General features: G+C 60.0%; 13 protein-coding genes. 8 read left to right on the top strand and 5 right to left on the bottom strand.

The annotated features are described in order from the left end of the window. Window positions 1-56 precede the first annotated feature (56 nt). Window positions 57-809: a UDP-2,3-diacylglucosamine diphosphatase gene (gene lpxH / locus J2Y86_RS07415; RefSeq protein WP_253429255.1), complete on the bottom strand. Its 753-nt coding sequence runs from the start codon at window positions 807-809 to the stop codon at window positions 57-59. After that, complete coding sequence (locus J2Y86_RS07410) at window positions 806-1,309, bottom strand: peptidylprolyl isomerase (RefSeq protein WP_253429253.1); 504 nt, start codon at window positions 1,307-1,309, stop codon at window positions 806-808. Before J2Y86_RS07410 ends, lpxH begins: the two co-directional genes overlap by 4 nt. 260 nt (window positions 1,310-1,569) lie before the next feature. Between J2Y86_RS07410 and J2Y86_RS07405 the strand changes: the two genes are divergently transcribed. Beyond that, on the top strand, window positions 1,570-3,270 hold the full coding sequence (locus J2Y86_RS07405; RefSeq protein WP_253429251.1) for a glutamine--tRNA ligase/YqeY domain fusion protein: 1,701 nt from the start codon (window positions 1,570-1,572) through the stop codon (window positions 3,268-3,270). Between the two features lie 17 nt (window positions 3,271-3,287). Continuing rightward, complete coding sequence (gene cysS / locus J2Y86_RS07400; RefSeq protein WP_253429249.1) at window positions 3,288-4,670, top strand: cysteine--tRNA ligase; 1,383 nt, start codon at window positions 3,288-3,290, stop codon at window positions 4,668-4,670. Between the two features lie 216 nt (window positions 4,671-4,886). Here cysS and J2Y86_RS07395 read toward each other — a convergent pair whose 3' ends face one another. Then, the gene (locus J2Y86_RS07395) at window positions 4,887-6,734 is read right to left on the bottom strand and encodes a sigma-54-dependent Fis family transcriptional regulator (RefSeq protein ID WP_253429247.1); all 1,848 of its coding nucleotides are present in this window, start codon (window positions 6,732-6,734) and stop codon (window positions 4,887-4,889) included. Between the two features lie 383 nt (window positions 6,735-7,117). Between J2Y86_RS07395 and J2Y86_RS07390 the strand changes: the two genes are divergently transcribed. The 6 genes from J2Y86_RS07390 to J2Y86_RS07365 are packed head-to-tail and all read left to right on the top strand — an operon-like array spanning window position 7,118 to window position 13,054. Next, on the top strand, window positions 7,118-8,212 hold the full coding sequence (locus tag J2Y86_RS07390; protein ID WP_084321340.1) for an ABC transporter ATP-binding protein: 1,095 nt from the start codon (window positions 7,118-7,120) through the stop codon (window positions 8,210-8,212). Beyond that, window positions 8,212-9,309 (top strand): ABC transporter ATP-binding protein, encoded by a 1,098-nt coding sequence (locus tag J2Y86_RS07385; RefSeq protein ID WP_253429244.1) that lies wholly within the window; start codon window positions 8,212-8,214, stop codon window positions 9,307-9,309. The genes J2Y86_RS07390 and J2Y86_RS07385 overlap by 1 nt, the downstream gene beginning before the upstream one ends. Next, complete coding sequence (locus J2Y86_RS07380) at window positions 9,306-10,172, top strand: carbohydrate ABC transporter permease (protein WP_253429242.1); 867 nt, start codon at window positions 9,306-9,308, stop codon at window positions 10,170-10,172. Before J2Y86_RS07385 ends, J2Y86_RS07380 begins: the two co-directional genes overlap by 4 nt. 8 nt (window positions 10,173-10,180) lie before the next feature. After that, window positions 10,181-10,981: a carbohydrate ABC transporter permease gene (locus tag J2Y86_RS07375; RefSeq protein WP_017339615.1), complete on the top strand. Its 801-nt coding sequence runs from the start codon at window positions 10,181-10,183 to the stop codon at window positions 10,979-10,981. 10 nt (window positions 10,982-10,991) lie between these two features. Beyond that, the gene (locus tag J2Y86_RS07370) at window positions 10,992-11,264 is read left to right on the top strand and encodes a DUF2160 domain-containing protein (RefSeq protein ID WP_253440156.1); all 273 of its coding nucleotides are present in this window, start codon (window positions 10,992-10,994) and stop codon (window positions 11,262-11,264) included. Window positions 11,265-11,311: 47 nt separating this feature from the next. After that, window positions 11,312-13,054: an ABC transporter substrate-binding protein gene (locus J2Y86_RS07365; protein WP_253429240.1), complete on the top strand. Its 1,743-nt coding sequence runs from the start codon at window positions 11,312-11,314 to the stop codon at window positions 13,052-13,054. Between the two features lie 1,567 nt (window positions 13,055-14,621). On the opposite strand, the gene nuoN is transcribed toward J2Y86_RS07365, so the two are convergent. After that, complete coding sequence (gene nuoN / locus J2Y86_RS07360; RefSeq protein ID WP_253429238.1) at window positions 14,622-16,085, bottom strand: NADH-quinone oxidoreductase subunit NuoN; 1,464 nt, start codon at window positions 16,083-16,085, stop codon at window positions 14,622-14,624. A 7-nt stretch (window positions 16,086-16,092) separates the two neighbouring features. Beyond that, entirely contained in the window at window positions 16,093-17,625 is a 1,533-nt protein-coding gene (gene nuoM, locus J2Y86_RS07355) for an NADH-quinone oxidoreductase subunit M (RefSeq protein ID WP_253429236.1), read from the bottom strand. Window positions 17,626-17,632: the final 7 nt, after the last annotated feature.

Raw genomic sequence — 17,632 nt, 5'->3', positions numbered from 1 at the left:
ACTGATCCACCGGCATCGCGGGCAAGCCCGCTCCCACAGGTTTTTGTGTTTGGTCGTTAGTTTGTGGGTGCTGCCAACTGAGGTGGCGGGGCAAAGTCGAACGGCGCCAGCGCAAACCCGTGCTCATCCACCTGCAATGCCCAGCCTTGACGATCCCAATCCCCCAGCACAATACGCCTGGCCGCCTGATCGCCAATCTGCAACTTGTGGATGGCGGGGCGGTGGGTGTGGCCGTGGATCAGGGTTTTCACGCCATGTTCCTGCATGATCCGTGGCACTTCTTCCGGGGTGACATCCACGATGTCATTGGCCTTCATCCGAGTCTGCGTCCGGCTTTCGCTGCGCAGCTTGCGCGCCAGTTTGTGCCGGGTGCCCAAGGGCAGGTGGCGCAGGATGAATAGGGTAATCGGGTTGCGCAGATAGCGACGCAGCTTCATGTAAGCCTCGTCGCGAGTGCAAAGGCTGTCGCCGTGCATCAACAGCACGGGCTCGCCTGCGAGTTGCACGACACTCGGGTCCTTCAGCAATGTGCAGCCGGCCTGTTTGCAGAAGGCCTGGCCCAGCATGAAGTCGCGATTGCCGTGCATCAGAAAAATCGCCGTGCCGCTGTCGCTGAGGTCGCGCAGGGCCTGGCAGATGGAACGCTGGAACGGCGTCATGGCATCGTCGCCAATCCACGCCTCGAAAAAGTCGCCCAGGATGTACAACGCACTCGCCGAACGGGCGCGTCCGGCGAGCAAATCCAGAAACGCCCGGGTAATGTCCGGGCGCTCCTCTTCCAGATGCAAGTCTGAAATCAGCAGTATCACTCAATGATCTCGGCTTTCTCGATGATCACGTCGTCTGCTGGTACGTCCTGGTGGCCGGCTTTGGAAGTCGTGGCCACACCTTTGATCTTGTCGACCACGTCGGTGCCTGCGACGACTTTGGCGAATACGGCGTAGCCCCAGCCCTGGGTGGTCTTGGCGCTGTGGTTCAGGAAGCCGTTGTCAGCCACGTTGATGAAGAATTGCGCGGAAGCCGAATGCGGCTCCATGGTGCGGGCCATGGCCACGGTGTACTTCTCGTTCGGCAGGCCGTTGTCGGCTTCGTTCTGGATGCTCGGGCGCTTGTCTTTCTTTTCTTTCATGCCTGGCTCGAAACCGCCGCCCTGGATCATGAAGTTACCGATGACGCGGTGGAAAACGGTGTTTTCGTAGTGACCGGCTTTGACGTACTCGATGAAGTTGGCAACGGTGAGCGGTGCCTTTTCAGCGTTCAGTTCCAGGACGATGTCGCCATGGTTGGTGGTCAGTTTGACTTGGGTCATGATCGGTACTCTTTCAAGGAATTCATGGGTTTCGAGGCTCTGCAGCCCTCAACCGGTCCGGCCAGATTCGGCCAAGGCAGGCAGTTTAGCGTGCCGGGCGCGAATTTCGAGGCTGTTTTTCATTGGCAACCGATTAAATGCAGCCGATTGCCGGCCTGTACTGTCAGCGGCTTGACGGCATCGGCTATGATAAGCCCCTTTGTTTTAACCGCCGCTTTGATTTGGCCAACTGGCCGCGCACTTGTACGTTCAAGGATCCTATGAGCAAGCCCACTGTCGACCCTACCTCGAATTCCAAGACCGGCCCTGCCGTGCCGGTCAATTTCCTGCGCCCGATCATCCAGGCGGACCTGGACTCGGGTAAGCACACGCAGATCGTCACCCGTTTCCCGCCTGAACCCAACGGTTACCTGCACATCGGTCACGCCAAGTCGATCTGTGTGAACTTCGGTCTGGCCCAGGAGTTCGGCGGCGTCACCCACCTGCGTTTCGACGACACCAACCCGGCCAAGGAAGACCAGGAATACATCGACGCGATCGAAAGCGACGTCAAGTGGCTGGGCTTCGAATGGTCCGGCGAAGTGCGCTACGCCTCGCAGTATTTCGACCAGTTGCACGATTGGGCCGTTGAACTGATCAAGGCCGGCAAGGCCTACGTGGACGACCTGAGCCCTGAACAGGCCAAGGAATACCGCGGCAGCCTGACCGAGCCGGGCAAGAACAGCCCGTTCCGTGATCGCAGCGTCGAAGAGAACCTCGACTGGTTTGCCCGCATGCGCGCCGGCGAATTCCCGGACGGCGCACGGGTGCTGCGGGCCAAGATCGACATGGCCTCGCCGAACATGAACCTGCGCGACCCGATCATGTACCGCATCCGTCATGCGCATCACCACCAGACCGGCGACAAGTGGTGCATCTACCCGAACTACGACTTCACCCACGGTCAGTCGGACGCCATCGAAGGCATTACCCACTCGATCTGCACCCTGGAGTTCGAAAGCCACCGTCCGCTGTACGAATGGTTCCTCGAGAACCTGCCGGTCCCGGCGAACCCGCGTCAGTACGAGTTCAGCCGTCTGAACCTGAACTACACCATCACCAGCAAGCGCAAGCTCAAGCAACTGGTCGATGAAAAGCACGTATTCGGTTGGGACGATCCGCGCATGTCCACGCTGTCCGGCTTCCGCCGCCGTGGCTACACGCCGGCGTCGATCCGCAACTTCTGCGACATGGTCGGCACCAACCGTTCCGACGGCGTGGTCGACTTCGGCATGCTTGAATTCAGCATCCGTCAGGACCTCGATGCGAACGCCCCGCGCGCCATGTGCGTGCTGCGTCCGTTGAAAGTCGTGATTACCAACTACCCGGAAGACAAGGTCGATCACCTCGAACTGCCGCGTCATCCGCAGAAAGAAGAACTGGGCGTTCGCAAGCTGCCGTTCTCCCGTGAAATCTACATCGACCGCGATGACTTCATGGAAGAGCCACCGAAGGGCTACAAGCGCCTGGAGCCGAACGGCGAAGTGCGCCTGCGCGGCAGCTACGTGATCCGTGCCGACGAAGCGATCAAGGACGCCGATGGCAACATCGTCGAGCTGCGTTGCTCCTACGACCCGGAAACACTGGGCAAGAACCCTGAAGGCCGCAAGGTCAAAGGCGTGGTTCACTGGGTGCCGGCCGCGGCCAGCATCGAGTGCGAAGTGCGTCTGTACGATCGCCTGTTCCGCTCTCCGAACCCTGAGAAGGCCGAAGACAGCGCCAGTTTCCTGGACAACATCAACCCTGACTCGCTGCAAGTTCTCACTGGTTGTCGTGCCGAGCCTTCGCTGGGCAACGCACAGCCGGAAGACCGTTTCCAGTTCGAGCGCGAAGGCTACTTCTGCGCGGATATCAAGGACTCGAAACCCGGTCATCCGGTATTCAACCGTACCGTGACCTTGCGTGATTCGTGGGGCCAGTGATTCAAGGAACCTCTAACGTGCTTTCGATCTACAACACGCTCACCAAGAGCAAAGAAGTCTTCAAGCCGCTGGATGGCAACAATGTGCGCATGTACGTCTGCGGGATGACCGTGTACGACTACTGCCACATTGGCCATGGTCGCAGCATGGTCGCGTTCGACCTGGTGACCCGCTGGCTGCGGTTCAGCGGTTATAACCTGACGTATGTGCGCAACATCACCGACATTGAAGACAAGATCATCAATCGGGCCAAGGAGAACGGCGAGCCGTTCGACGTGCTGACCGAGCGCATGATCACCGCGATGCATGAGGACGAGGCGCGCCTCAACATCCTCAAACCGGACATGGAGCCGCGGGCCACCGATCACATCGCTGGCATGCAGACCATGATCCAGACCCTGATCGACAAGGGTTATGCCTACGCACCGGGCAATGGCGACGTGTACTACCGCGTCGCCAAGTTCATGGGCTACGGCAAGCTGTCGCGCAAGAAAATCGAAGACCTGCGCATCGGTGCGCGGATCGAAGTCGATGAATCCAAGCAGGACCCGCTGGACTTCGTGCTGTGGAAAGGCGCCAAGCCAGGCGAGCCGAGCTGGCCTTCGCCGTGGGGCGATGGTCGTCCGGGCTGGCACATCGAATGCTCGGTGATGTCGACCTGCTGCCTGGGCGAGACCTTCGACATTCATGGCGGCGGCAGCGACCTCGAGTTCCCGCACCACGAAAACGAAATCGCCCAGAGCGAAGCGGCCACTGGCAAGACCTACGCCAACGCGTGGATGCATTGCGGCATGATTCGCATCAATGGCGAGAAGATGTCCAAGTCCTTGAACAACTTCTTCACCATTCGCGACGTGCTGGAAAAGTACCACCCGGAAGTCGTGCGCTACCTGCTGGTGTCGAGCCACTACCGCAGCGCGATCAACTATTCGGAAGACAACCTCAAGGACGCCAAGGGCGCACTCGAGCGTTTCTACCATGCGTTGAAAGGCCTGCCGAGCGTGGCGCCGGCCGGTGGCGAAGCCTTTGTCGAACGCTTCACTCAGGTGATGAACGACGACTTCGGCACGCCGGAAGCCTGCGCGGTGCTGTTCGAGATGGTCCGCGAGATCAACCGTCTGCGCGAGAGCGATCTTGAGGCGGCGGCGGGTCTGGCGGCGCGCTTGAAGGAACTGGCCAGTGTGTTGGGGGTGTTGCAGCTTGAGGCGGATGACTTCCTGCAGGCCGGTGCCGAAGGGCGGGTTGATGCGGCTGAAGTCGATGCGCTGATTGCTGCGCGTCTGGCGGCTCGTGCGGCCAAAGACTGGGCCGAATCCGACCGCATCCGCGACCAGCTCACCGCCATGGGCGTGGTGCTGGAAGACGGGAAGGGCGGCACGACCTGGCGTCTGGCTGACTGATTGCTGTGATTGCTTCAAAACAAAACCCGCCTTGTGCGGGTTTTTGTTTGTGCGCTGGGCTCATTTGCCGTGGTGTCTGGGCCGACGCCTTCGCGGGCAAGCCCGCTCCCACAGTGATTGAGGTGGATTCCGATTTTGCGAACGACACAAAACCCTGTGGGAGCGGGCTTGCCCGCGATTGGTCTCGAGCCGGGCAAAGCCAGTGCGGTCAACTCATCACTCGGTCTGGCGCAACCGCTTGTAAAGGGTGTTACGGCTAACCCCGAGTCGCCGGGCCAAGTGCGAAATATTCCCCCCCGCCGCCTGCAACTGCCGATTCAACGCTTCGGCATCATTCAAATCCACTGCCAGGGTTTCCGGCGAATCCACCGGCTCCATCTCCAGATCGACAAAAAAATCATCCGGCAAATGCTCAGGCCGCACCGGTTGTTCCTCGGCCATCGCCAGCGCCACCTGCATGACGCTGCTGACCTGCCGCAGATTCCCCGGCCACGGATGACGGCTGAACAACTCCATCACCTCACCGCTCAAGCCGGCCCACTGTGACGGTTCACGGTGCTGCTCCCACAAGCGCTTGAACAGCGCCTGTTTGTCGCTGCGTTCCCTGAGCGGCGGCAACTCCAGGGTCAAACCGCCGATGCGGTAATACAGGTCTTCACGGAACCGTCCCAGCTGCACTTGCTCACGCAGCGAGCGGTTGGTCGCCGAAATGATGCGGATGTCCACCGGGAACAGTTCGCTGCTGCCCACCGGTTGCACGCAACGTTCCTGCAACACCCGCAAGAGTCGCGCCTGCGTCGGCAGCGGCATGTCGCCGATTTCATCGAGGAACAGCGTGCCTTTGTCGGCCTTGCGGATCAGCCCGATGCTGCCTTTCTGATTGGCGCCGGTGAACGCACCTTTCTCGTAGCCAAACAGCTCGGACTCCACCAGTTCGGCGGGGATCGCCGCACAGTTGACCGCAATGAACGGTTGTTTGCTGCGGGAACTCGCTTGATGCAGGGCTTTGACGAAGACTTCCTTGCCGACTCCTGTTTCACCGTGGATCAACAGGGGAATGTCTTTTTCCAGCAAGCGTTCGGCCTGGCGCACGGCTTTTTCCACGCGGCTGTCACCGAAGTGAAGCGTATTGAGGCTGATCACGGCGGGCGCGTTTACGGCAGGTTCGGCACTCTTGGTTTCAGAGAACAGCCGCGCCTGAATCGGTGCTTGTTTCGGTCGCTTCAACAGACACTGGAAGCGGTTACGCCCGGAGGCCTGGAGGGAGAAGGGCAAGCCGTCCGGCTGGTTCAGCAATTCCAGGAGCGACACCTTGAACAGGCTTTCGACACTGACCCGCGACAGGCTGATGCCCAACAGATTGTCGGCGCGACGATTGGCAGACAGTACCTGACCGCTCTCATCGAAAATCAACAGTCCGGCCCATTGGCTGTCGAGGTTGTTCAAACCGGTGTTGAAGGTGAGTTGAAAGTGCTGGCCATGAAACAGGTTGAGGATCAGCCGGTTTTCCACGGTCTGGCTCATCATCTTGACCATGCCGAGGGTGTGGGACGGCGGCAGGTAGCTATCGCTGGACACGTCCAGCACCGCGATCACCTTGCGTTCGGCATCGAAAATCGGCGCGGCGGAACCGGTCATGAAGCGGTTGGCCTTGAGGAAATGTTCATCGTGTTCGATGTGCACCGCCTGCTCACAGGCCAGTGCGGTGCCGATGGCATTGGTGCCGCTGCAACGCTCCATCCAGCTCGCGCCGGCGCTGAAACCGCGGGTCAGGCTTGGCTCGATGAAGCGCTGGGTTCCCCATGACGTCAGCACCTGGCCCTGGTTGTCGGCGAGCATGATCAGGCAATTGGAATTGCTCAGGATGTTCTCGTAGTAGGGCAGGACTTCCTGGTGGGTGGTCTGCACCAGTGAATGCTGGCTCTCCAGCAACTGGGCGATGCCTTCCGCCGGCAGTTGATCGAACGCCGGGGCACTCTGATGGTCGAGGCCGAACGCGCGGCAACGGGACCAGGAGTCCTGGATGATGGCGTCGTGGGAGAGCGGCGAGGCGGGTGCGGCCATGGCAGTCGATCTCTGAGCAAGCTTTTATTGTTTTTATAGGTTTCCCGCACATCACGTTGAATCTCTCGCGTGATGGTTCTGGCACACCACTGACCTGTAGGAGCCAGGCTTGCCGGCGAAGGCGTCATTGAAATCGCCTTCGCCGGCAAGCCTGGCGCCTACAAGGGGAGTGAACAGTCCGTAGAGTGTTGTTCACTATTGTTCATTGTCAACCGTTGAGCTGTTCAATTGTTCAGTCGTGGTTGTTCATTTCTGTTCAGCAACGAAAGCGGTTTTTCCTCTGTTTCCATAAATTCCAAACCACATCAACGACTTGCAATTTCTGGCACGAAAGTCGCTCTGTAGCTTCGGTCGCTTGACTCCAATAATAAAAAGGCCGAGCCATGTCACTCACTCTGGAGCACGTCAGCCGCACCGTCGAGGGTCAGACCTGGATCGACGATGCGTGCCTTAGTTTTGAACCCGGTTCCTTCAACGTTTTGCTTGGCCGCACGCTGTCCGGCAAAACCAGTCTCATGCGCCTGATGGCCGGTCTGGACAAGCCCGACAGCGGCCGCATCCTGATGAACGGCGTCGACGTCACCCAGCGCCCGGTGCGTTTGCGCAACGTGTCGATGGTCTATCAGCAGTTCATCAATTACCCGACCATGACGGTGTTCGAGAACATCGCCTCGCCGTTGCGCCAGGGCGGTGTCTCCAACGAGCTGATCCAGAGCAAAGTGCTGGAAACCGCGAAGATGCTGCGCATCGAGAAGTTTCTCCAGCGCTACCCGCTGGAGCTCTCCGGTGGTCAGCAACAGCGCACGGCCATGGCCCGCGCATTGGTCAAGGACGCCGAGCTGATCCTGTTCGACGAGCCGCTGGTCAACCTCGACTACAAACTGCGCGAAGAACTGCGCCAGGAAATGCGCGAGCTGTTCAAGGCGCGGCACACCATCGCCATTTACGCCACCACCGAGCCCAACGAAGCGCTGGCACTGGGCGGCACCACGACCATTCTTCACGAAGGCCGGGTGATCCAGAGCGGCAAGTCGTCCGAGGTCTATCATCAGCCGCAATCGGTGCTCGCTGCCGAACTGTTCTCCGAGCCGCCGATCAACCTGATGCCGGGGCGCATCGCCGGCAATGAAGTCAGCTTCGCCAACTTCGTGCACTTCCCGCTGAACGTGGATTTACGCCCGGTGGGCGAGGGCGAGTTCCGTTTCGGCGTGCGTCCCAGCCATATTTCGCTGGTGCCGAGCAACGACGATGACCTCGAACTGGCGGTGACCGTCGAGGTCGCCGAGATCAGCGGTTCGGAAACATTCCTGCACGTGCGCAACGAGCATTTCCTGCTGGTGCTGCACCTTCCGGGCGTGCACGAGTACGACGTCGATGCGCCGATTCGCATTTACATCCCGACCCATAAACTGTTTGTGTTCGATGCGCAGGGACGACTGGTCCAGGCGCCCGGCCGCCGTATCGCGAGGGTTGCCTGATGGCCGAAATCCGTTTGCAGAACCTCGCGCACAGTTACACGCGCACGCCGAGCGGTCCCGAGGATTACGCGATCCGCGAGATGGACCACATCTGGGAGCAGGGCGGTGCCTATGCCTTGCTCGGACCTTCGGGCTGCGGCAAGTCGACCTTGCTCAACATCATTTCCGGGTTGCTCAGTCCGTCCCAGGGCCATGTCCTGTTCGACGGCAAAGCGGTCAACGACCTGACCCCGGAGAAGCGCAACATTGCCCAGGTGTTCCAGTTCCCGGTGGTCTACGACACCATGACGGTGTTCGACAACCTGGCCTTCCCACTGCGCAATCAGGGCATGGCCGAAGCGAAAATCCACAGCAAGGTGCAGGAAATTGCCGAGGTCCTCGACCTTCAGGCACTGCTGAGCAAGAAGGCGCGCAACCTCACCGCCGATGAAAAACAGAAAGTCTCCATGGGTCGCGGGCTGGTGCGCGATGACGTCTCGGCGATCCTGTTCGACGAGCCGCTGACGGTGATCGACCCGCACCTGAAGTGGAAGCTGCGGCGCAAGCTCAAGCAGATCCACGAGCAATTCAACATCACCATGGTCTACGTGACCCACGATCAGCTGGAGGCCTCGACCTTCGCCGACAAGATTGCGGTGATGTATGGCGGGCAGATCGTGCAGTTCGGTACGCCGCGAGAACTGTTCGAACGGCCGAGCCACACGTTTGTCGGCTACTTCATCGGCAGCCCGGGGATGAACCTGATCGAGGTGCAGCCGCAACCGGGTGGTGTCGGTTTCGCTTCGACGCATTTGCCGTTATCCGACGCGCAACAAAAACGCATTGCCGAGTCCGAGTGGAAAACACTGAAGGTCGGCATCCGTCCGGAGTTCGTGCATGTGTGGGACGAGCCGTTTGATGACGCGATGCAGGCACAGGTCGTACACGTCGAAGACCTGGGGACCTACAAGATCATGACCCTGAACCTCGACGGCGCGCCGTTGAAAGTGCGCCTGGCCGAGGACAAACCCGTACCGGAGGGCACGGCGTACATCAGTTTTCCGGCGCAGTGGCTGATGGTCTATGCCGACGATTACCTGCTGGAGGTGCAGCCATGAACAAGGTGCAGAACAACAAGGCCTGGTGGCTGGTCCTGCCGGTGTTTTTGCTGGTGGCGTTCAGTGCGGTGATCCCGATGATGACCGTGGTCAACTATTCGGTGCAGGACATCTTCGACCAGTCCAGCCGCTACTTCGTCGGCGCCGACTGGTACAAACAGGTGCTGCTCGACCCACGCCTGCATGATTCGCTGCTGCGCCAGTTCATCTATTCCGGCTGCGTACTGCTGATCGAAATTCCGCTGGGCATCGCCATCGCCCTGACCATGCCGACCAAGGGCCGCTGGTCGTCGCTGGTGCTGATCATCCTGGCGATTCCGCTGCTGATTCCGTGGAACGTGGTCGGGACGATCTGGCAGATCTTCGGCCGGGCCGACATTGGCCTGCTCGGGTCGAGCCTCAACGCCATGGGCATCAGCTATAACTATGCGGCGAACACGATGGACGCGTGGGTCACGGTGCTGGTGATGGATGTCTGGCACTGGACGTCGTTGGTGGCGCTGTTGTGTTTCTCCGGGTTGCGGGCGATACCGGACGTGTATTACCAGGCCGCGCGGATTGATCGCGCATCCGACTGGGCGGTTTTCCGACACATCCAGTTGCCCAAGCTCAAGAGCGTGCTGTTGATCGCGGTGATGCTGCGGTTCATGGACAGTTTCATGATCTACACCGAGCCGTTCGTGCTCACGGGCGGCGGGCCGGGGAATGCCACGACCTTCCTCAGCCAGACCCTGACGCAAATGGCCATCGGGCAGTTTGACCTCGGCCCGGCGGCGGCTTTCTCGCTGGTGTACTTCCTGATCATCCTGTTGGTGTCCTGGCTGTTCTACACCGCCATGACTCACTCTGACGCCAACCGCTGAGGCCCATCATGAGCAAGAGAAAGCTGATTCCATTGCTGATCTACATCCTGTTCCTGCTGGTGCCGATCTACTGGCTGCTGAACATGTCCTTCAAGAGCAACACCGAAATCCTCAGCGGCCTGACGCTGTTTCCGCAGGATTTCACCTTCGCCAACTACAAGGTGATCTTTACCGATCCGGCCTGGTACACCGGTTACCTCAACTCGCTGTACTACGTGAGCCTGAACACGGTGATCTCCCTGAGCGTGGCGCTGCCGGCAGCGTATGCGTTCTCGCGTTATCGCTTCCTGGGCGACAAGCACCTGTTCTTCTGGCTGCTGACCAACCGCATGGCGCCGCCGGCGGTGTTTCTGTTGCCGTTCTTCCAGCTGTACTCCTCGATCGGTCTGTTCGACACGCACATCGCGGTGGCACTGGCGCATTGCCTGTTCAACGTACCGTTGGCGGTGTGGATTCTCGAGGGCTTCATGTCCGGCGTTCCGAAAGAAATCGACGAAACCGCCTACATTGATGGCTACAGTTTTCCCAAGTTCTTCGTGAAGATTTTCGTGCCGTTGATTGGCTCCGGGATCGGTGTGACGGCGTTCTTCTGCTTCATGTTTTCCTGGGTCGAACTGCTGCTGGCGCGGACGCTGACGTCGGTGAATGCCAAGCCGATTGCGGCGGTCATGACCCGCACCGTCTCGGCATCCGGCATCGACTGGGGGGTGCTGGCGGCGGCAGGGGTGTTGACCATCCTGCCGGGCATGCTGGTGATCTGGTTTGTCCGTAACCATGTGGCCAAGGGCTTTGCCCTGGGCCGGGTATGAGGAACTGATGATGGAATGGATGAGCTGGACCGTCCCGACGGCAACGTTTTTCTGCGTCATAGCCTTGATCCTGGTCGGCATGACGACCTGGGAATTGCGTTCGCCGAGCATTCTTCGGCGTGGTTTTTTGCCGATTGCCACCACCCGTGGCGATCGGCTGTTTATCGGTCTTCTCAGCAGCGCCTACCTGCATTTGCTGGTAATCGGCGTCACCGACTGGAGCATCTGGGTAGCGTTCGCGTTGTCCCTGGTGTGGCTGTTGGCTGTGATGCGTTGGGGCTAGTCGAATCGCTCGGCAATGTTGCTCCGAAACCCAATAAGGAGGTCTCTATGTTCGACAAAAACAATAAGCTGCGACATAGCATTTCATTGGCAGCCATGCTGGCACTCAGCGGTCTGAGCGCTTCGGCCTGGGCCGATGCCTATGAAGACGCCGCGAAGAAATGGATCGGCAGTGAGTTCAAGCCGTCCACGCTGACGGCCGAACAACAACTCGAAGAGTTGAAGTGGTTCATCAAGGCGGCCGAGCCGTTTCGCGGGATGAGCATCAAGGTGGTGTCGGAAACCATCGCGACCCACGAATACGAATCCAAAACGCTGGCCAAAGCCTTTACCGAGATCACCGGGATCAAGCTGACCCACGACCTGCTGCAGGAAGGCGACGTGGTGGAAAAGCTGCAGACCCAGATGCAATCGGACAAAAATATCTATGACGGCTGGGTCAACGACTCGGACCTGATCGGTACGCACTTTCGCTACGGCAAGACCGAGTCGATCACCGACCTGATGGCCAACGAGGGCAAGAACTTCACCTCGCCGACCCTGGACATCAAGGACTTCATCGGCATCTCCTTCACCACCGCGCCGGACGGCAAGATCTATCAGCTGCCCGACCAACAGTTCGCCAACCTCTACTGGTTCCGCGCCGACTGGTTCGAACGCGCGGACCTGAAAGCCAAGTTCAAGGAAAAGTACGGCTACGAGTTGGGCGTACCGGTGAACTGGTCGGCCTATGAAGACATCGCCAAGTTCTTCAGCGAAGACGTCAAGGAAATCGACGGCAAGCGTGTTTACGGGCACATGGACTACGGCAAGAAAGATCCGTCCCTGGGCTGGCGCTTCACCGACGCCTGGTTCTCCATGGCCGGTGCCGGCGACAAAGGTATCCCCAACGGGTTGCCGGTGGACGAGTGGGGCATCCGCGTCGAAGACTGCCATCCGGTCGGTTCCAGCGTAACCCGCGGTGGCGACACCAACGGCCCGGCGGCCGTGTTTGCCACCACCAAATACGTCGACTGGCTGAAGAAGTACGCGCCTCCGGAAGCGGCGGGCATGACCTTCTCCGAATCCGGTCCGGTGCCGTCCCAAGGCAACATCGCCCAGCAGATCTTCTGGTACACCGCCTTCACCGCCGACATGACCAAGCCGGGTCTGGCGGTGATGAACGCTGATGGCACGCCGAAATGGCGCATGGCGCCATCACCACGCGGGCCGTACTGGGAAGAGGGCATGAAGCTGGGCTATCAGGACGTGGGTTCCTGGACGTTCATGAAGTCCACGCCTGAGAAACAGAAACTCGCTGCCTGGCTCTATGCGCAGTTCGTGACGTCGAAAACCGTATCGCTGAAGAAAACCATCGTCGGCCTGACCCCGATCCGCGAGTCGGACATCAACTCGCAAGCCATGACCGACCTGGCACCGAAACTGGGTGGCCTGGTGGAGTTCTACCGCAGCCCGGCCCGTGTGCAATGGACCCCGACCGGGACCAACGTGCCGGACTATCCGCGTCTGGCGCAACTGTGGTGGAGCCACATCGCCGAAGCCGCCAGCGGCGAGAAAACCCCGCAACAGGCATTGGACGGTCTGGCCAAGGATCAGGACGCGATCATGTCCCGTCTGGAACGCTCGAAGGCCCAAGCCACCTGCGCACCGAAAATGAACCCCGAGCGCGATGCGCAATACTGGTTCGATCAGCCGGGTGCACCGAAACCGAAACTGGCGAACGAGAAGCCTAAAGGCGAGACCGTGAGCTATGCCGAACTGCTGAAATCCTGGGAGGCGGCGCGTAAGTAAGCTGTTTGTACTGTGAAAGGCGAACGGCACCGGAAGGTGCCGTTTTTGTTGGTGTCTGTCCCACCGCTTTCGCGGGCAAGCCCGCTCCCACAGGTATTGCGTCAGTCGCAGTAGGTGCGTACACCCCAAGTCACTGTGGGAGCGGGCTTGCCCGCGAAGAGGCCCACTGTTCGCCAGTCTAAACACAGTCATCAGGACAACAGGTTACCTGTGCCCACTGAACGCAAAAACTACCCGAAGGTGCCGTTTCTGTTGGTGTCTATTCCACCGCTTTCGCGGGCAAGCCCGCTCCCACAGGTATTGCGTCAGTCGCAGTAGGTGCGTACACCCCAAGTCACTGTGGGAGCGGGCTTGCCCGCGAAGAGGCCATCTGAGCCACCACTGTTCGCCAGTCTAAACACAGTCATCAGGACAACAGGTTACCTGTGCCCACTGAACGCAAAGACGGTACCCGAAGGCGCCGTTTCTGTTGGTGTCTGTTCCACCGCTTTCGCGGGCAAGCCCGCTCCCACAGGTATTGCGTCAGTCGCAGTAGGTGCGTACACCCCAAGTCACTGTGGGAGCGGGCTTGCCCGCGAAGAGGCCATCTGAGCCACCACTGTTCGCCAGTCTAAACACAGTCATCAGGACAACAGGTTACCTGTGCCCACTGAACGCAAAAACGGTACCCGAAGGTGCCGTTTCTGTTGGTGTCTGTTCCACCGCTTTCGCGGGCAAGCCCGCTCCCACAGGTATTGCGTCAGTCGCAGTAGGTGCGTACACCCCAAGTCACTGTGGGAGCGGGCTTGCCCGCGAAGAGGCCATCTGAGCCACCACTGTTCGCCAGTCCAAACACAGTCATCAGGACAACAGGTTACCTGTGCCAACTGAACGCAAAAACTACCCGAAGGTGCCGTTTTTGTTGGTGTCTGTCCCACCGCTTTCGCGGGCAAGCCCGCTCCCACAGGTATTGCGTCAGGCGCAGTAGATGCGTACACCCCAAGTCACTGTGGGGGCGGGCTTGCCCGCGAAGAGGCCATCTGAGCCACCACTGTTCTCCAGTCTAAACACAGTCATCAGGACAACAGGTTACCTGTGCCCACTGAACGCAAAGACGGTACCCGAAGGTGCCGTTTTTGTTGGTGTCTGTCCCACCGCTTTCGCGGGCAAGCCCGCTCCCACAGGTATTGCGTCAGGCGCAGTAGATGCGTACACCCCAAGTCACTGTGGGGGCGGGCTTGCCCGCGAAGAGGCCATCTGAGCCACCACTGTTCTCCAGTCTAAACACAGTCATCAGGACAACAGGTTACCTGTGCCCACTGAACGCAAAAACGGTACCCGAAGGTGCCGTTTTTGTTGGTGTCTGTTCCACCGCTTTCGCGGGCAAGCCCGCTCCCACAGGTATTGCGTCAGTCGCAGTAGGTGCGTACACCCCCAAGTCACTGTGGGAGCGGGCTTGCCCGCGAAGAGGCCCACTGTTCGCCAGTCTAAACACAGTCATCAGGACAACAGGTTACCTGTGCCCACTGAACGCAAAAACGGCACCCGAAGGTGCCGTTTCTGTTTTCTACCGGGTATCGCTAAGCGATCAACCCGCCAACCCTGATTGTTGCACCAGGACCAGCAACGGCTGAGGATACAGCCCGAGGAAGAACGCCAGTACGGCGATGGCCAGCAACATCACACCGCCTGCTTTCTGTTCCCAGTGCAGTTGCGCATCGTGGCGACGCAGGTTGGGTTCCATCAGGTACAGGGTGACCATGACGCGCAGGTAGTAGAAGACGCCGATGGCGCTGCCCAGTACCAGGGAACCGACCAGCCACCATTGGTGCGACTCGACACCGGTGGCGATGATGTAGAACTTGCCGATGAAGCCCGCGGTCAGCGGGATACCGGCCAGGGACAGCATCATCACGGTCAGGACGGCGGTCAGGTACGGACGGCGCCAGAACAGGCCACGGTATTCGTACAGGGCATCGGCGTCACGGCCGTTGTACGGCGAGGACATCAGGGTGATCACGCCGAACGCGCCGAGGCTGGTGATGACGTAGGTGACCAGGTACACGCCGATGGCTTCCACGGCCAGACCCTTGCTTGCTACCAGAGCGATCAGCAGGTAACCGAAGTGAGCGATGGACGAGTAACCCAGCAGACGCTTGAGGTTGCTCTGGGTCAGTGCCAGCAGGTTACCGAACAGGATCGAGGCGATGGCGATGATGGTCAGCACGTCGCTGAGTACACCGCTGCTCGCCGCTGGCGAGATCTGGAACAGACGCACCATTACCGCGAACACCGCGACTTTGGAAGCCGTCGCCAGGAACGCGGCCACCGGTGCCGGAGCACCTTCGTAAACGTCCGGGGTCCAGAGGTGGAACGGCACCAGCGACAGCTTGAACGCCAGGCCGATCAGCATCATGCCCAGGCCCAGTTGTGCCAACGAGCTTGGCAGGCCAGTAGCCGCAAGCGCCTGACCGATACCGACGAAGCTCAGGGAACCCGAGTCTGCGTAGAGCAGCGCCATACCGAACAACAGGAACGCGGAACCGGCGGCCGACAGCACCATGTACTTGATACCGGCTTCCAGCGAACGCTTGTTGAAGAAGGCGTAAGCCACCAGACCGTAGACCGGCACCGACAACAGTTCCAGACCGATGAACAACCCGGCCAGGTGCTGCGCGCTGACCAGAACCAGGCCACCGGCGGCGGCCATCAGGATCAGCAGGTACAGTTCTTCGCGGTTGCCCGGGTAACCCGAACCGCCATCGCCGAGGTAGGCGTGGGCGAGGGTCACACAGGCGAGGGTGGCGACCAGGATCAGCGCCATGTACAAGCAGGCGAAGTTATCGATCTGCAGCAGTGGAGTCACAGCCAGTGGTGCGACTTTCAGGGCTGGCAGGATCGACAGCAGCGCCAGGTTCAGACCCGCCACGGAAATCAGGAAGGTCTGCGAGTGGTTGCGGCGCCAGGCGATCGCCAGCATCACCACGATGATCGTGGCGCTGGTGATCAACAACGGCGCTAGCGCGATAAAGTGTTGAGTCGTGAATTCCATAGCGCTCTTACCGGGCCGAAGCGAGTTGAGTGAAGGCGGTGCCGAGCCATTGCTGCACGCCATGCATCGTCGCGGCAGAGGTATCGAGGAACGGTTGCGGGTACACGCCGATGTAGATCAGCAGCGCCGCAAGCCCGACGACCATGATCAGTTCGCGACCGTCCATGCCGTGCAGTACCGCGTCCGATTTGGCCGGACCGAAGTACGCGCGGTGGATCATGATCAGCGAGTAGACCGAACCGAACACCAGGCCCGACGTCGCGATGATGGTGACCACAGGCGCCGCCGGGAAGGTGCCGATCAGGATCAGGAACTCACCGACGAAGTTGCCGGTACCCGGCAAGCCCAGGGACGCCGCTGCAAAGAACAGGCTGAGGGCCGGCAGGTAAGCGATCTTCGACCACAGGCCGCCCATTTCACGCATGTCACGGGTGTGGGTGCGTTCGTACAGCTGGCCACTCAGGATAAAGAGTGCCGCGGCCGACAGACCGTGCGCCAGCATCTGCATCACCGCGCCCTGCAGCGCCAGTTGGCTGCCCGAGTAGATGCCGATCAGTACGAAGCCCATGTGGGAAACGGACGAGAAGGCGATCAGACGCTTGATGTCGGTTTGTGCGAAGGCCAGGAACGCGCCGTAGAAAATCCCGATCAGACCGAGGGTCATGGCGATCGGCGCGAACTCGGCCGAGGCATTCGGGAACAGCGGCAGGGCGAAACGCAGCAGACCGTAGGCAGCGGTTTTCAGCAAGATACCGGCCAGGTCGACCGAACCCGCTGTCGGTGCCTGGGCGTGAGCGTCAGGCAACCAGGAGTGGAACGGCACGACCGGCAGCTTCACCGCGAAGGCGATGAAGAAACCGAGCATCAGGATGTACTCGGTGGTCAGCGACATCTTGGTTTTCAACAGGTCGGCGTAGTTGAAGGTAATCACGCCGGTGTCGTTGAAGTTGACCAGAACCAGACCGAGGATCGCCACCAGCATGATCAGGCCGGAAGCCTGAGTGAAGATGAAGAACTTGGTCGCCGCGTAGATCCGGGTTTTCTTGCCGTCCGAAGAACTGTGACCCCAGAGCGCGATGAGGAAGTACATCGGCACCAGCATCATTTCCCAGAAGAAGAAGAACATGAACAGGTCGAGAGCGAGGAACACGCCGACGACACCGCCCAGGATCCACATCAGGTTCAGGTGGAAGAAGCCAACGTGACGTTGAATTTCTTTCCACGAGCAGAGAACCGAGAGCACGCCCAGCAGACCGGTGAGCATGATCATCAGCAGCGACAGGCCGTCGAGGGCCAGGTGCACGCTGATGCCGAAGCGCTCGATCCAGATGTGCTTGAACTCAAGCGCCCAGGTCGGGTCGGCGCCAGGCTTTGGTGCAAATGAATAGTCACCGGTTGCCCACAGCCAGAGGCCGAGGGAGAGCAACAGGGACATGGTGATCAGCGCAATCCAGCGGGGGAGGGTGGCGCCGAAGCGCTCACCCATCCAGCACAGCAGGCCGCCGATGAAGGGGATCAGGATTAGCCAAGGCAGAATCATGACGGGC

The organism is Pseudomonas migulae (genome assembly GCF_024169315.1).
GTDB lineage: Bacteria > Pseudomonadota > Gammaproteobacteria > Pseudomonadales > Pseudomonadaceae > Aquipseudomonas > Aquipseudomonas migulae_B.
The sequence above is the reverse complement of the archived record's forward strand: the minus strand, read 5'-3'. Positions and strand labels throughout refer to the sequence as shown.

Bases quoted from the DNA above. Each gene is read 5' to 3' on its own strand.
- J2Y86_RS07395 (WP_253429247.1), bottom strand. From the start codon at position 6,734: ATGGCCGCACCCGCCTCGCCGCTCTCCCACGACGCCATCATCCAGGAC.
- J2Y86_RS07370 (WP_253440156.1), top strand. From the start codon at position 10,992: ATGGAATGGATGAGCTGGACCGTCCCGACGGCAACGTTTTTCTGCGTC.
- J2Y86_RS07380 (WP_253429242.1), top strand. From the start codon at position 9,306: ATGAACAAGGTGCAGAACAACAAGGCCTGGTGGCTGGTCCTGCCGGTG.
- J2Y86_RS07390 (WP_084321340.1), top strand. From the start codon at position 7,118: ATGTCACTCACTCTGGAGCACGTCAGCCGCACCGTCGAGGGTCAGACC.
- nuoM (WP_253429236.1), bottom strand. From the start codon at position 17,625: ATGATTCTGCCTTGGCTAATCCTGATCCCCTTCATCGGCGGCCTGCTG.
- J2Y86_RS07375 (WP_017339615.1), top strand. From the start codon at position 10,181: ATGAGCAAGAGAAAGCTGATTCCATTGCTGATCTACATCCTGTTCCTG.
- J2Y86_RS07405 (WP_253429251.1), top strand. From the start codon at position 1,570: ATGAGCAAGCCCACTGTCGACCCTACCTCGAATTCCAAGACCGGCCCT.
- nuoN (WP_253429238.1), bottom strand. From the start codon at position 16,085: ATGGAATTCACGACTCAACACTTTATCGCGCTAGCGCCGTTGTTGATC.
- J2Y86_RS07385 (WP_253429244.1), top strand. From the start codon at position 8,212: ATGGCCGAAATCCGTTTGCAGAACCTCGCGCACAGTTACACGCGCACG.
- J2Y86_RS07365 (WP_253429240.1), top strand. From the start codon at position 11,312: ATGTTCGACAAAAACAATAAGCTGCGACATAGCATTTCATTGGCAGCC.
- J2Y86_RS07410 (WP_253429253.1), bottom strand. From the start codon at position 1,309: ATGACCCAAGTCAAACTGACCACCAACCATGGCGACATCGTCCTGGAA.